The 14,842-nt window shown below is 70.2% G+C and carries 10 protein-coding genes; 5 read left to right on the top strand and 5 right to left on the bottom strand.

What is annotated here, in order from left to right; genetic code table 11:
- Positions 1–58: 58 nt before the first annotated feature.
- The 5 genes from KZ820_RS10285 to KZ820_RS10265 all read right to left on the bottom strand — a co-directional run bounded on the left by KZ820_RS10285 (position 59) and on the right by KZ820_RS10265 (position 6,541).
- Positions 59–1,237 carry a Gfo/Idh/MocA family protein gene (locus tag KZ820_RS10285; protein WP_219748509.1) on the bottom strand — a complete coding sequence of 393 codons (1,179 nt, stop codon included), beginning with the start codon at positions 1,235–1,237 and terminating at the stop codon, positions 59–61.
- 27 nt (positions 1,238–1,264) lie between these two features.
- The gene (locus KZ820_RS10280) at positions 1,265–2,527 is read right to left on the bottom strand and encodes a Gfo/Idh/MocA family protein (RefSeq protein WP_219748508.1); all 1,263 of its coding nucleotides are present in this window, start codon (positions 2,525–2,527) and stop codon (positions 1,265–1,267) included.
- A complete protein-coding gene (locus tag KZ820_RS10275; protein WP_219748507.1) occupies positions 2,524–3,654 on the bottom strand; it encodes an FAD:protein FMN transferase in 1,131 nt (376 codons plus the stop codon). Before KZ820_RS10275 ends, KZ820_RS10280 begins: the two co-directional genes overlap by 4 nt.
- Position 3,655: 1 nt before the next feature.
- Positions 3,656–4,972, bottom strand: a complete 1,317-nt coding sequence (locus KZ820_RS10270) for a Gfo/Idh/MocA family protein (protein ID WP_219748506.1) — start codon at positions 4,970–4,972, stop codon at positions 3,656–3,658.
- 162 nt (positions 4,973–5,134) lie between these two features.
- Complete coding sequence (locus KZ820_RS10265; protein ID WP_308462187.1) at positions 5,135–6,541, bottom strand: 3-keto-disaccharide hydrolase; 1,407 nt, start codon at positions 6,539–6,541, stop codon at positions 5,135–5,137.
- 227 nt (positions 6,542–6,768) lie between these two features.
- Here KZ820_RS10265 and KZ820_RS10260 point away from each other — a divergent pair, with 227 nt between their 5' ends.
- From KZ820_RS10260 to KZ820_RS10240, 5 genes are all read left to right on the top strand, one after another.
- Positions 6,769–7,503, top strand: a complete 735-nt coding sequence (locus KZ820_RS10260) for a FadR/GntR family transcriptional regulator (protein WP_219748505.1) — start codon at positions 6,769–6,771, stop codon at positions 7,501–7,503.
- Positions 7,504–7,691: 188 nt separating this feature from the next.
- Complete coding sequence (locus tag KZ820_RS10255; RefSeq protein WP_219748504.1) at positions 7,692–10,757, top strand: TonB-dependent receptor; 3,066 nt, start codon at positions 7,692–7,694, stop codon at positions 10,755–10,757.
- Positions 10,758–10,797: 40 nt separating this feature from the next.
- A complete protein-coding gene (uxuA, locus tag KZ820_RS10250) occupies positions 10,798–12,024 on the top strand; it encodes a mannonate dehydratase (protein WP_258048021.1) in 1,227 nt (408 codons plus the stop codon).
- The gene (gene uxaC, locus KZ820_RS10245) at positions 12,021–13,433 is read left to right on the top strand and encodes a glucuronate isomerase (RefSeq protein WP_219748503.1); all 1,413 of its coding nucleotides are present in this window, start codon (positions 12,021–12,023) and stop codon (positions 13,431–13,433) included. The genes uxuA and uxaC overlap by 4 nt, the downstream gene beginning before the upstream one ends.
- Positions 13,430–14,824 carry a mannitol dehydrogenase family protein gene (locus KZ820_RS10240; RefSeq protein ID WP_219748502.1) on the top strand — a complete coding sequence of 465 codons (1,395 nt, stop codon included), beginning with the start codon at positions 13,430–13,432 and terminating at the stop codon, positions 14,822–14,824. Before uxaC ends, KZ820_RS10240 begins: the two co-directional genes overlap by 4 nt.
- Positions 14,825–14,842: the final 18 nt, after the last annotated feature.

The following is a 14,842-nucleotide window of genomic DNA, read 5'->3' as shown; positions in this document are numbered from 1 at the left end:
TGGTACGCCTCCCCGCGAGCGGGGAGGAATGATGTCGTGACCCGCTAGCGCCCCCCGCTCAGCCGCCCTGCACCGGCGGCCGCGCGCCCGAGAGCGTGCGCGCCTTGTCCTGCGCGGTCAGCACCAGCTCGGCGGCGAGCAGCGCCTGCGCCTGGTTCTGCGCCACTTCGCTGCGCTCGACCACGTCGGTGACGAACTGCGGCCCGAACGGCAGCGGCACCTTGCTGCAATCCATGTAGCGCGTGCCCTTCTTGTCCGCGAGGAACAGGTGGTTGCCGCCCGGCCGACCCTCGATGTCGACGTACTTGCGCAGCTCGATATAGCCCTCGGTGCCGAGGATGAAAACGCGCCCGTCGCCCCAGGTCGGCAGCCCATCGGGCGTGTACCAGTCGACCCGGACATAGCCCGCGCCGCCGTTGCCGGTCAGCATCATGTCGCCGAAGTCCTGGAACCGGGGATGCTGCGGCGTCGCGAAATTGCCGACCTGCGACGCCACCACCGAGGCCTCGGTCGAGCCGGTGTAGAAGACGAACTGGTCGGCCTGATGGCTGCCGATGTCGGTGAGGATGCCGCCGTAATATTTGACGTCCCAGAACCACTCGGGGCGGCTCGGCGCGCTGACGCGGTGTGGCGCGATGTTGATCGTCTGCACCACGCGGCCGATCGCGCCGGCATGGACCAGCTCGCCGGCCTTGACCGCGGCGCGCACCTCGAGCCGCTCCGAGTACATGATCGCGAACTTGCGTTTGGTCTGCGCGATCGTGCGGCGCACCTCGCCGAGCTGGTCCAGGCTGGTGATGCCGGGCTTGTCCGACAGGAAGTCCTTGCCCGCGCGCATCACGCGCACGCCGAGCGGCGCGCGGAGGTTGGGGATGGACGCGCTGGCGACGACCTGGATCGCCTTGTCGGCGAGGATCTCCTCCTCGGTACGCGCCACCTTCACGTCGCCGTAGCGCTTGCGGAAGGGGACGAGCTGCTTCGGGTCGCCGGCGTGCACCGCAACCAGCGTTCCGCCGCCGCGGATCAGCGCATCGGTGATGGCGTAGATGTGCGAGTGGTCGAGGCCGATGACGGCGAAGCGCAGGCGGTTCTTGGCGCTCGGGTCGGGGCCGGTCGGCGCGCCCTCGGCGGAGACGCCGTTGCCCGCCGAGGTCGACTGCGCCCCCGCCGCGCCGGCGAGGCCCGCGCCGACGAGCCCGGCACCGGCGAGCAGGAGACGGCGATCGATCATGTCCATGGCTACAGGTCCTCAGGAGAAGGAGGGTCAGACGGTGACGAGGTCGGTCGGCCAGTCGAGCGCGCGGCCGGTGTCGATCGCCTGCTCGCCGAGCAGCGAGGCGACGCTGGCGTAATAGGCCTGGGCGAGCAGCCCGGGCACCTCCTTGCCGCTGCGCACCGCCTCGCCGAAGCCCTCGAACTGGAGCATCGTCTCGTCATATTCGCCCCAGCCGAGCGAGTCGCCCGGCGTGGTGACGGGCAGCTCGGGGAACCAGGTGGCGCCGCCGATCGGCACGGTGTTCTTGCGCCCGGCCTGGACGTCCTTGCGCATCTTGGCGAGCGCGGGGACGGCGGCTGGCTGGACCTCCTGGTAGATGCGGCCGAGCTCGGGCTCGATCGTGCCCTTGCTGCCCTGGATCTGCTCCTCGCAGCCGTAGCGCGCGTTGTTGAGCATCGAGGTATAGATCACCTTCCGCCCCTCGGCGTAATCGTAGATCAGCGCGACCTGGTCGTAGACCTCGCGCCCGTCCTTCCAGAAGCAGATGCTGCCCGAGCCCATAACGCGCGTCGGCAACCCGTCCATGAACCAATTGGCGACCTGGAGCTGGTGCGTCGCCAGCTCGGTCATCAGCCCGGCCGAGCGCGCGCGGTACAGCCGCCAGTTGATCTCGCGCTCCTGCCCGCCGGCGGGGACGTCGCGGCGCCAGCTGCGGTTGCGGTGCCAGCTCGCGCGGATCTGCGTGATCGTGCCAATCTCCCCCGACTTGGCGCGCTTGAGTGCGTTGAGATAGGTCGGGTTGAACAGCCGCTGGTGACCGATCTGGAGCACCTTGCCGCGCTGGCGCGCGCGCGTGACCATCGCGCCGCAGTCGGCGATCGTGCGCGCCATCGCCTTCTCGCAGAACACCGGATAGCCCGCGTCGAGCGCGTCCATCGTTTGGCGCGCGTGCAGGTCGAGCGGGGTGGCGATCACCACCGCGTCGATCCCCTTGGCGTCGAGCATCGCGCGGTGATCGGTGAAGACGGGCGTGTTGGCGGGCACCAGCGCGCGCGCCTTGGCCATGTGCGGCGCGAACGGGTCGCATAGCGCGGCGACGGTGCAGTTGCGCGTCTTGTTGATGTTCTGGATCAGCGCGCGGCCGCGGTCGCCGGTGCCGATCACGCCGAGGCGCACGCGCGGGCCGCTCGCGGGCTCCGCCGCGGCGAGCGCGGTCCAGGGCGCGGCGACGCTCATCCCGACGCCCGCCGAGGCGACCAGCACGCGATCGAGGAAGGAGCGGCGCGAGAGCGCGAAATCGTCGTCGGTCATGCGGTGAGTTCCATCGGTCGGTCGGCGCGCGTCGGCGCGTCATGGGAGAAGAGGAAGCGGCGATCGGGCGCCGCGGCGCGGAGATGGCCGAGCGCGGGCGCGTCGGCGACGAGGAGCGCGGTGCTGAGCGCCTCGGCCTCGGCGCCGGTGGTTGCGACCGCGACGGCGGTGGCGGCGCGGGTGACGATCGCGCCGTCGGCGGGGCGCACCATCGCGGCGCGGCCGGGCTTGGCGGCACCGGCACCGACCGTGGAGGAGACCGAGAGCGAGGCGTCGGTGAGCTCGAGCTCGGTCAGCCAGACGCCGTCGATCTCGGGATGCGGGATGGCGAGTGGCCATCCGCCGCCGAGCGGGTGCTCGCCGATCACCGCGATCGAGCTCTCGCCGGCGGAGAGGAAGGCCGAGGTGACGCCCGCGGCGCGCAGGACGGCGGCGGCGCGGTCGAGCGCATAGCCCTTGCCGAAGCCGCCGAAGTCGAGCGCGAGCGGGCGGGTGGCGGCCACGCGGCGGGTGGCGCGATCGATGCGGAGCGCGGACCAGCGGGGGACGGGGGCAGTATCGTCGGCGCCATGCGCACTTGTCCAGCGGCGAAGGCCGGGATCCAGTGGGGAAGGCGGAGGTGACGACGACGCGACGCCGGCCATGTCGCCGCTGGTGGAACGCTGGCGGAAGATCGTCTCCTCCCCCTCACGTGCCACCCCGGCGGACGCCGGGGTCCAGGTGGGGGACGTCTCGCACGAGTCACTACAGCCTTCCCAACTGGGCCCCGGCGTCCGCCGGGGAACAGGTTTGAAGGGATTGGCAGCGGCACCGCGCCACCCGCGCGCAGGCACGTCACCCCCCACGCACGGGTCGAACAGCCCACCCGTCGCGCGCCACATCGCGTCCACGGCGAGCAGTGCTTCCCACAGCAGCGGGTCCGCCACCACCGTCTCGCCGCCCCTCGCCAACACTCGGTTGAGCGCCGCCGCGGGCGACTCGCGCCGCACCGTCAGCGAGTCCTCCACCGCCTCCACAGCGGCGCGCGCGGCGGCGAGCGCGTCCGGGTCATCGCGGCCGAACAGGTGCAGCTCGACCCGCGTGCCCATCGCGGCGAACCGCGCGACGCTCGCCTCCACCTCGGTCACCTCAGGCGCGGACCTCCCAGCCGGGCTCATAGTCGACCGACCAGAGCTTCTGCGCCGCCGCCTCGCTGGGCTTGCCGGTCGCCGGGTCGACCGTGAGCGACCCGCCGGTGCGATAGGCCATGTTGCCGAGGTGGCACAATGTCGTGCTGATATGGCCCTCCTGGATCGGTGAGTGGAGCGCCTGCTCCTGCCCGCGCACCACCGCGAGGAAGTTGGCGGCATGGAGCACGTCGAGCGCGCCCTCGCCGACCGTGCCGGTGGTCTCCGACGAGGCCGCCGCCTTCACCTCGCGCACCTGCTTGCCGGCGAGGTCGTACAGCTCGAAGCCGTTGCGATCGACCACCGCGGAGCCCTTGGTGCCGAGCAGCAGCGTGCCGCGCCCGCGGCCGTAGCGCAGCATGCCGTTGCAGCTCTCGCCGTCCCAGCGGATCACGCGGCCGTCGTCATAGCCGAGCGTCAGCGCGAGCGTATCGTACATCTCCCAGTCGTCGCCGCGGAAGAAGCGGCGGTCGCCGCGCGCGGTCACGGTCTTGGGATAGGTGACGCCCATCAGCCAGCGCGCGACGTCCAGCTCGTGCATCGCGTTGTTGCAGATCTCGCCGGTGCCGTACTTCCAGAACCAATGCCAGTTATAATGGACCAGGTTGGAGCGATACGGCCCGCGCGGGCGCGGCCCCTGCCACATGTTCCAGTCGAGGTTGGGTGGGGGCGCGATCTCCTCGCCCTTGCCGATCGACTTGCGGTTGTTGGCGTACCAGGTCTGCGCCTCGTAGACGTCGCCCAGCTCGCCGGCGCGGATCAGGTCGAGCAGCTGGCGCGTCTCGATGCTGGAGCGCTGCTGGTTGCCGACCTGGAGCACGCGCCCGGTGCGCTGCTGGGTGGCGATCAGCGCCTCGCCCTCGGCGGGGGCGATGCCGATCGGCTTCTCGATATAGACGTTGCGCCCGGCGTCCATGCCGTCGATCGCGACCTTGGCGTGCCAGTGATCCGGGGTCGCGACGGTGACGACGTCGACGGTCTTGCGGTCGAGCAGCTTGCGATAGTCGCCGACGGTCTTGACCTTGGTGCCGGAGCGCTCGGCGAATTCGGCGGCGCGCTTGGCGAGCACGTCAGAGTCGACGTCCGCGAAGTGCGTCACCTGGACGTTGGGCTGTTTCGAGAAGGCGCTCATATGCGCCTGGCCGCGCCCGTTGACGCCGACGATGCCGACGCGGATGCGGTCGTTGGCGCCCTTGATTTGCGCGTAGCTCTTGGCGGTGAACGCCAGCGCGCCGATCGTCGCGGCGCCGCCCTTGATCATCGTTCGACGGTCGAACATCGTGATGCCTCCCCTGGGGTGCTTGTGTTCCTAGCGCTCGGTCGCCGCCCCGCGAACGCCGGGGCCCAGTTGGGAAAGCCGTGGTGAGACTCACCGTCGTCTTCCACCTGGACCCGAGCGTGCGCCGGGATGGTGGTACTCGAAGAAGTCATCGATCGACCATCAGAACCTGCGCAGCTTTATCGAGCGGAAGTCGACCTTGTCGCCGTGGTCCTGCAGCAGGATGGCGCCGTCCGCGGTCTCGCCGAAGCCTGCGGCTTTCGCGAACTTGCTCTGCGCGATCAGCGCCTTCAGCTCGGCCGAGCCGCGCTCATACTCGACCACCTTGAAGCCGTTGAGCCAGTGCTCGACGTGGTTGCCGCGCACCAGCACGGTGGCGCGGTTCCACTCGCCCGGCGGGTTGGCGCGCTTGCCCGGGCTGTCCGGGTCCGAGAGGTTGCGCGCCGGGATCAGGTCGTACAGCGAGGCGAGCGTGCGGTTGCCGTCGCGCCCCATCTTGGCGTCGGGGTGGCGCGCATCGTCGAGCAGCTGATACTCGAAGCCGACGTTCGACACGCCGCCGTTCGGCCCCGGCGGCAGCAGATATTTGATCCCGCTGTTCGCGCCCTCGGAGAGGCGGAAGTCGACGGACAGCTCGAAATCCTGGTAGGTCGCCGCCGTAGCGATGTCGCCGCCACGCGCCGCCTCGGTCGCGCTCTTCTCGACCGTCAGCACACCGTTGGCCATGGTCCAGCCGTGCGCCGGGAAGCCGCCGCCCTTGGCCGCGCGCCAGCCTTTCGACGAGCGCCCGTCCCACAGCAGGGTCCAGCCGGCGCGGCGCTCGGCCGCGGTGAGCGCGTTCGACTGCCAGCCCTGCTGCTCGAGGCTGTTCTCGGGCATGGCGTAGCGCTTCGGGTCCTGCGTGATGATGCGCAGGCCCTTGAACCGCACCTCTGGCCCCTTGGCGGCGACGTCGTCGGGCAGCGCGTGGACCTGGAAGGCGAGGAAGCCGCGCGCGTCGGTGTCGTCGACGATGTCGGCGGCGGGCACGCCGTTGACGAAGGTGCGCAGCCGGTTGCCGATCGCCTCCACGCGATAATGGTTCCAGTCGCTCGAGCGGAAGGCCTTGCGCGCCGCCTCGTTGCGCCCGAGCGTGTAGAGCCATTGGCGCCGCTGCTCGTCGTATAGGCCGGCGCTCCACGCGCGCGACGAGGGGTCGATCTCGGCCTGATAGCCGAAGACGACGCCGTTGCGGTAATCGGGGCGGCTCTGGCCGCGGATCATCATGCCCGAGTTGAGCGTCGGGTCGGTCTTGGCGTCGAACTCGACGATGAAGTCGCCGTAGAGCTGGTCCGAGACGAGCCAGCTGTTGCCCTTGCCGACCACCGCGCGGCCGACCAGCTCGTCGCCGACCACTTCATAGGTGGCGTTGCCGCCGGTGCGGTGCCAGCCGGCGAGGCCGGGCTTGGGCATCAGGGCTTGCCATGGCGCGGCGGCGCTGCGCGCCGGCGCCGACTGGGCCGTCGCGACGGCGGGGAGGGTGGCCGACGACCATGCCGTCAGCGCCAGCAACGCGAGTGTGCGAACCACCGTCTCTCCCCTCGATCATGGCTTGGGTGTCCACTCGCCGGGCATACCGGAGGCGGCACTCTCGGAGCTAGGCGTAGAACGTGGTCGGGCCACATGCAAGACCAGTGTCAGACATTTTGCCGTGGCGAGCTGCCGAGAAGGCTTGACGCGCCGGCCCGTCAGGTCGAGGAACACGCGATGCGGGAGCGGCGGAACGGGCGCGTCGCGGCGCTGAGGAGCTGACGCGCGTGGCCGAGCATGGCGGCAAATTGTACCGCAGGATCGTGCAGTCGATCGTCGCCGACATCGCCGCGGGCGTCTATCCCGTCGGCGCGCGGCTGCCGGCCGAGCGCGACCTGACCGAGCGGTTCGGCGTGAGCCGGCCGACGATCCGCGAGGCGATGATCGCGCTCGAGATGCAGGGGCTGGTGGAGGCGCGCAAGGGCTCGGGCGTGTTCGTGCTCGCCGCCGCGACGCCGCACGTCGAACAGGAGCTCGACATCGGCGCGTTCGAGATCACCGAGGCGCGCCGCCTGCTCGAGGGCGAGGTGGCGGCGGTGGCGGCGACCGAGATCGACGCCGAGCAGCTCGCCGAGTTGCGCGGCCTGCTGAGCGACATGGCGCGCGACGAGGTGGCGGAGGACGCCGACCGCCGCTTCCACATCGCCATCGCCGAGGCGACGGGCAACGCCGTGATCATCTCGGCGGTGACCGACTTTTGGGACATGCGCTTCCGCTCGCCACTGGCGCGCGAGGTGCTGCTGAAGGCGGGGAGCCTCCGCACCGAGAGCCGGCTCGCCGAGCATGGCCGTATTCTCGCCGCGCTGGAGGCGCGCTCGCCGATCGACGCGCGCAACGCCATGCGCGACCATCTCAGCCGCGTCATCGACTATCTGCTCGACGTCACCGAGACCGAAGCGGTGGAGCGCGCGCGCAAGGAGACTGACCAGCGCCGCCGCGCTTTGGCGCGGCGGACGGTGTAACAAGCCCCCCCTCAGGGCGGGGAGGAATTAAGCACTCCTTTTCCTACAATCTGGTCAGGCCAGTTGCCAGACAGGTTCGCAACTGTTAGCTCTCTCGCATCGACCGCATGCCGCACAGACGGCGGCGGCACCACCGGCGCACAGCGAGCCTGAGACGAGCGTGCGCATATTGGAGAGGGGATGTGGGCATGCACCGTCGCCACAAATGCGCTCTGTTCGTGTCGTCGAGCGCGTTCGCTGCGCTGATCGCGGGCGCCGCCGCCGCACAGGCCACGTCGCAGGACCAGCCGCCACCCTCCGCCACCGGCGACGTCGTCTCCGCCGGCGCCCCCGCCGCTCCCCCCGCGACCGACGCGCAGGGCACGCAATCGCCCGTGCAGGAAGGCGGCGAGGCGCAGATCAACGACATCGTCGTCACCGGCTTCCGCGCCTCGCTCAACAGCGCGCTCAACCAGAAGCGCGCCGAGACCGCCGCGGTCGACAGCATCGTCGCCGAGGACATCGGCAAGTTCCCCGATTCGAACCTCGCCGAGTCGATGCAGCGCATCCCCGGCGTGGCGCTGTCCCGCGGCGACGGCGGCGAGGGGCGCAACATCTCGGTGCGCGGCCTCGGCGCGCAGTTCACGCGCGTCCGCATCAACGGCATGGAGGGCGTGTCGCAGGTCAGCGGCAGCGACATCCGCGGCGGCGTCGCCACCGGCCGCTCGTTCGACTTCGTGACCTTCCCGACCGAGATCTTCTCGGCGCTGTCGGTGCGCAAGACCACCTCGGCCGACGTCGAGGAGGGCTCGCTCGGCGCGACGGTCGACCTCCGCGCCCCTAAGCCGTTCGACCAGAAGAAGTCGTTCGTCTTCTCCGGCACCGCGCGCGGGATCTACAACGACATCAAGAAGGACGTCGACCCGCGCCTGTCGGCGCTCGTTTCCAAGCAGTTCGGCGACACGTTCGGCGTGCTCGCCAGCGTGGCCTATTCGAAGCGCCGTATCGACGAATATGCCTATTCGGCGGTCGATGTCGTGCCGACCACGGTCTACGGCCTGGCCCAGCCGACCGGCAGCGCCAACGCGGGCGTGATCTTCCCCTTCTGCACGCCCGTGGGCTACACTTATAAGGGCGGCGCGGTGACCAGCCCCGGCGTCGGTTATACCCAGCCGAGCGGCGCCTCGATCGGCTCGGACGCCAACAATTGCAGCACCAACAACCCGCGCACCGGCAACCAGGCGACCTATGATTACATCATGAGCCGCACCGGCGTGAACGGCCGGCCGGGCGGCGGCGTCTACCTGCCGCGCCTGCCGCGCCCGGTGCGCAGCAGCCAGGACCAGCAGCGTCTCGCCGGTTCGCTGACCTTCCAGTGGAAGCCGAGCGACAATACCGACATCTCGCTCGACGGGCTCTACTCGCGCTTCAAGGTCGACCGGCTCGACACCTATTTCGACGCGCGCTCGTTCGGCCGCGCGATCTCGAACAACGGCCAGCCGCTCACCTCGGTGCGCGAGATCGAGGTCGATGACAATGGCTCGCTGATCCACGGCCTGTTCGACGGCGTCGACCTGCGCTCGGAGATGCAGAGCGAGCGCTTCACCTCCGAGTATAAGCAGGCCAATTTCAACTTCGACCATCGCTTCTCCGACAGCTTCCGCGTGTTCGGTCTCGCCGGCATCAACGAATCGCGACTGGACGTGAACCGCCTGCAGGTGGCGATCGACTCGAACGACAGCCGCAATTGGTCGATCGACTTCCGCGACAATCCCGACATTCCCAAGATCGGCTACGGCATCGACACGACCGACCCGACCCTGTTCCAATACGGCCCGCCGCTCGCCAACGGCGACCAGCGCGGGCAGCTCTCCAACTTCATCCGCCGCAACACGATCGTCAGCAAGACGTTCGAGCTCAACGGCGACTGGAAGCCGGCGCAGGGCTTCACCGTCCAGTTCGGCGGCCAGTATCGTACCAACAAATATACCGCGCGCGAGCGCCAGCTCGCCACCAACAACCCGCTGGCGCTGCCGACCGGCGTCTCGCTCGCCGACATCACCTTCACCACCACCGGGATCGGCAAGAATCTCGACGGCCAGCTGCAGGACTTCGTCTCGATCGATCCGGACAAGTTCCGCGACGCGGTTGGGCTCGACAGCTACGTCTATTGCAGCATCGAATGCGCCAAGGGCACCTACGGCGGCGTCGACGAGAAGTACAAGTCGGGCTATTTCATGGTGAAGTTCGACACGCAGGACATCCTGCCGGTCACGCTGCGCGGCGACGCGGGCGTGCGCTACGTCCACACCAGCCTCGATACCTACGGCCCCATCACCACCGCCGCGCCGGCGGGGTCGACCTACCCGTCGCGCTACGTGATTTCCGAGGTGGGCCGCTCCTACGAGGACTGGCTGCCGTCGATGAACCTGGCGCTGGACGTCACGCCCGACCTGATCGCACGCCTCTCCGCGGCGCGCGTGATGTCGCGGCCGTCCTACGGGCAGCTGATCCCCTCGGGGTCGGCCAACCTGGTGATCCAGACCGCCTCGTTCAGCAACCCGTTCCTCGACCCCATTCGCGCCAACACGTTCGACGCCGCGCTGGAATGGTATTTCCGCCCGGGCTCGCTGCTGTCGGTGGCGTATTTCTACAAGAACATCGAGACCTACATTCAGACGACCAGCGCCAGCGTCGCCTTCCAGGACATCGGTCTGCCGCTGTCGCTGCTCAACGGCACGCAGCTGCGCCCCGGCGATCAGTTCACCGTCCAGCGCAGCAACAACACGCCGGGCGGCCCGCTGCGCGGCTTCGAGGCGAACGTGCAGCTGCCTTTCACCTTCCTGCCGGGCTTCCTCAAGAACTTCGGCGCGCTGGGCAACTTCACGCGGGTGCGCTCGAACATCAACTATATCATCTCCCCGACGCTCTCGCGCACCGCGCCGCTGGTCGGCCTGTCGCCGGAGACCGCGAGCGGCACGCTCTATTATGAGGACAGCCGCTTCAGCATCCGCTCGACGGTGAACTATCGCTCGTCCTTCCTCACCGCGGTGCCGAGCGGCTCGGTCGACGCGGACTCCACCTCGAACGCTAGTTCGATCTTCGTCGACGCCTCGGCCTCGTACAACCTGACCGAGAACGTGAAACTCATCGCGGAAGTGCAGAACATCACCAACGAGACCAACCGGCTCACCGTCGACACGGTGCGCAAGGACCCGCTCTACACCGCCTATTTCGGCCGCACCTTTGCGCTGGCGGTGAATTTCGTGTTCTGAGCCGCGGATGATGTTTCGGGGCGACAGCGAGGACGGGCGGATGGCGCGACACGACGGGCGGGTGCGATGGATGACGCAGACGATGCGCTGGTTCGGGCCGTCCGACCCGGTCGCGCTGCGCGACATCCGCCAGACCGGCGCGACCGAGGTCGTCACCGCGCTGCACGAGGTGCCCAACGGCGCCGTGTGGAGCGCGGCGGCGATCGCCGAGCGGCGCGCCACGATCGCCGCGGCGGGGCTCGGCTGGACGGTGGTGGAGAGCCTGCCCGTCCACGAGGAGATCAAGACGCGCGGGCCGCGCTGGGACGAGCTGGTCGACGCCTATCGCACCAGCCTTCGCCATCTCGCCGCCGCGGGCATCCGCGTCGTCACCTATAATTTCATGCCGGTGCTCGACTGGACGCGCACCGACCTCGGCTGGGAATTGCCCGACGGCGCGCGCGCGCTGCGCTACGAACATGAGGCGGCCGCCGCCTTCGACCTCTTCCTGCTGCGCCGCGACGGCGCCGAGCGCGACTATGCCGCCGACCTGGTCGAGCGCGCCGAGCGCCGCCTCGCCGGCATGGACGAGGACGCGCGCCGCCGACTGACACGCAACATCATCGCCGGCCTGCCGGGCAGCGAGGAGAGCTTCTCGATCGAGGACTTTCGCGCCGCGCTCGCGACCTATGATGGGGTGGATGCCGCCGCGCTCCACGCCCATCACGTCGCCTTCCTCGAGGCGGTCTGCCCGGTGGCGGAGGAGCTCGGCCTGCATCTGGTGGTCCATCCCGACGACCCGCCCTTCGCGCTCTTCGGCCTGCCGCGCGTGGTGAGCACCGAGGCCGACGTCGCCGACCTGTTCGCGCGCGTGCCGAGCCGCGCCAACGGCCTCTGCTTCTGCGCCGGCTCGTTCGGGGCGCGACCCGACAACGATCTGCCCGGCATGGTCGACCGGCTGGGCGATCGGATCGGCTTCCTCCACCTCCGCTCGGTCCAGCGCGAAGGCGGCGACGCGCGCGGGGGAACGTTCCATGAGGCGGCGCACCTCGAGGGCGACGCGGGCATGACCGCGATCGTCGCCGCGGTCCACCGCCTCCAGCAGCGCGAGAATCGCTCGATCCCGATGCGACCCGATCACGGACACCAGATGCTCGACGACCTCTCGCGCGTGACCAATCCCGGCTACTCGCTGCTCGGCCGGATGCGCGGGCTCGCCGAGCTGCGCGGCGTGGAGCGCGGCGTCGCGCACGCCACCGCCGACGCGCGCGCGGGGGCGCTGGCATGACCCGAGCGCTCCGCCTCCACCCCGACCGGCTGTTCCCGAGCGATTCGACCCAGCGCGACATCGCGCGCGCGCTCTATGCCGAGGTCGGCGGACTGCCGATCGTCAGCCCGCACGGGCACACCGATCCGCGCTGGTTCGCCGAGGATTCGCGCTGGCAGAACGCGACCGAGCTGCTGCTCGCGCCCGATCACTACGTCTTCCGCATGCTCTACTCGCAGGGCGTCGCGCTCGACGATCTCGCCATCCCCTCGCGCGCGGGCACGCCCGCGACCGACCCGCGCGCGGCGTGGCGCGTCTTCGCGGATCATTACCACCTCTTCCGCGGCACGCCGTCGCGGCTGTGGCTCGACCATGTCTTCGCCGAGGTGTTCGGCTTCGACGTCGCGTTGGAGGCTGGCACCGCCGACCTATACTATGATCGTATAAACGAGCAGCTGGCGACGCCCGCCTTCCGCGCGCGCGCGCTGTTCGACCGGTTCGGCATCGAGTTCCTCGCCACCACCGAGGGTGCCGACGATCCGCTCGAGTCGCATCGTCGGATCCGCGAGTCGGGCTGGGGCGGACGCGTCGTCACGACCTATCGCCCCGACGGCGTAATCGACGTCGAGCACGAGCAGTTCCAGCCGGCGATGGCGCGCTTCGCCGAGCTGACCGGCGAGGACGTGTGGAGCTGGCAGGGCTATCTCGCGGCGCATCGCAAGCGCCGCGCCGACTTCCGCGCCGCGGGCGCCACCGCGACCGACCACGGCCACCCCAGCGCGCGCACCGCCAACCTCTCCGCCGCGGAGGCCGAGGCGCTGTTCGGCCGCATCGCGAACGGTGGCTGGGACGCGGCGGACGCCGAGCTGTTCCGCGCGCAGATGCTCACCGAGATGGCGAAGATGAGCGTCGAGGACGGCATGGTGATGCAGCTGCATCCCGGCTCCTTCCGCAACCACAACCGCCAGCTGTTCGCGAGCCACGGCCGCGACAAGGGTGCCGACATCCCGATGCGCGCCGATTTCGTGAGCGCGCTCCAGCCGCTGCTCGACGTCGTGGGGAACGACCCGCGCTTCACGCTGATCCTCTTCACGCTCGACGAGACCACCTACGCGCGCGAGCTGGCGCCGCTCGCCGGCCATTACCCGTGCCTGCGGCTGGGGCCGGCGTGGTGGTTCCACGATTCGCCCGAGGGCATGATGCGCTACCGCGAGATGACCACCGAGACCGCGGGCTTCTACAACACCGTCGGGTTCAACGACGACACGCGCGCCTTCCTCTCGATCCCGGCGCGGCACGACGTCGCGCGGCGGATCGACTGCCATTATCTCGCGCGGCTCGTCGCCGAGCATCGGCTGGAAGATTGGGAGGCGGCCGAGCTGGCGCGCGATCTCACCGTCGGGCTGGTGCGCAAGGCCTACAAGCTGTGAGCGGCGCGGAGCGGCTGTCGCCGGCCACCGTCGATCGGCTGCCCGCGAGCGTCGAGCGCCCCGGCTACGACCGCGCGGTGCAACGGACCGGGATCGTCCACCTGGGGCTCGGCGCCTTCCACCGCGCGCACCAGGCGGTCTACACCGACGCGGCGATGTCGGCGGGCGATCGCGATTTCGCGATCACCGGCGTGTCGCTGCGCTCGCCCGCGGTGGCCGAGGCGCTGCTGCCGCAGGACGGGCTCTACACGGTGACGCAGCGCTCCGCCGCGGGCGAGCGGATCGCGCTGGTCGGCGCGCTGCGCGAGATGCTGGTGGCGCCGCGCGACGGCGAGCGGCTGCGCGCCTCGCTCGCCGCGCCGACCACCTCGCTCGTCACGCTGACCGTCACCGAGAAAGGCTATCACCGCGGCCCCGACGGCGCGCTCGACATCGCCTCGGTCGAGGCGGCGGGCGGCACGATCTACCATCATCTCGCGCGTGCGCTCGCGGATCGCCGCGGCGCCGGCGCCGGCGGCCTCACGCTGGTGAGCTGCGACAATCTCGCGCACAACGGCGCCGCGCTCGCGGCCTCGCTCGGCGCCTGGCTCGATCGCACCGATCCCGGCCTGCGCGCGTGGTTCGAGGCGGAGTGCGCCTGCCCGTCGACGATGGTCGACCGCATCGTCCCGGCCGCGCGCGAGGCCGACCTGGAGCGCACCGCCGCCGCAATCGGCCTGTACGACGCCGCCGCGGTGACCACCGAGCCCTTCATGCAGTGGGTGATCGAGGACAAGTTCGCGACACGCCGCCCGCGCTGGGAGCTGGCCGGCGCCCAACTGGTCGCCGACGTCGCGCCATACGAATTCGCCAAGCTGCGCATGCTCAACGGCGCACACTCCGCGCTCGCCTACCTCGGGCTGGAGCGCGGTCATCAGTTCGTCCATCAGGCGGTGGCCGATCCCGCGATCCGCGCCACGGTCGAGCGACTGATGCGCGACGAGGCCGCTGCCAGCCTCACCGCGGCGCCGGGGCAGGACCTGGGCGCCTATGCCGACGCGTTGCTTGCGCGCTTCACCAACCCGGCGCTGCCGCACGCGCTGATCCAGATCGCGATGGATGGCTCGCAGAAGATCCCGCAGCGCTGGCTCGCGACCCTGCGCGCCAATGCCGCGGAGGGGCGGCGCTGCCCGGCGATCCTGACCGCGCTGGCGGCGTGGCTGCGCCACGTCCGCGGCAACGGCGCGCCGGTCAACGATCCTATGGCGGAGCAGCTCGCGGCCCTGTGGCGTGAGGTTGGCGAGCACGGGATCGTCGCGGCGCTCTTCGGCGAGCGCGGGCTGTTCGCTGATCACTGGCAGGCCGACGCGGAAGACCGCGCGGCGCTGCACGCGGGGCTGCGCGAGGGTTGAATCAAGCGGGCGGCGGGT

The organism is Sphingomonas citri (assembly GCF_019429485.1).
Lineage (GTDB): Bacteria > Pseudomonadota > Alphaproteobacteria > Sphingomonadales > Sphingomonadaceae > Sphingomonas > Sphingomonas citri.
Note: the sequence above shows the minus strand (reverse complement) of the source record. Positions and strands in the feature narration are given on the sequence as shown.

Excerpts from the sequence above, each read along its gene's own strand:
- KZ820_RS10285 (WP_219748509.1), bottom strand. The coding sequence starts at position 1,237 with ATGGACATGATCGATCGCCGTCTCCTGCTCGCCGGTGCCGGGCTCGTC.
- KZ820_RS10280 (WP_219748508.1), bottom strand. The coding sequence starts at position 2,527 with ATGACCGACGACGATTTCGCGCTCTCGCGCCGCTCCTTCCTCGATCGC.
- KZ820_RS10270 (WP_219748506.1), bottom strand. The coding sequence starts at position 4,972 with ATGTTCGACCGTCGAACGATGATCAAGGGCGGCGCCGCGACGATCGGC.
- KZ820_RS10255 (WP_219748504.1), top strand. The coding sequence starts at position 7,692 with ATGCACCGTCGCCACAAATGCGCTCTGTTCGTGTCGTCGAGCGCGTTC.
- uxuA (WP_258048021.1), top strand. The coding sequence starts at position 10,798 with ATGGCGCGACACGACGGGCGGGTGCGATGGATGACGCAGACGATGCGC.
- uxaC (WP_219748503.1), top strand. The coding sequence starts at position 12,021 with ATGACCCGAGCGCTCCGCCTCCACCCCGACCGGCTGTTCCCGAGCGAT.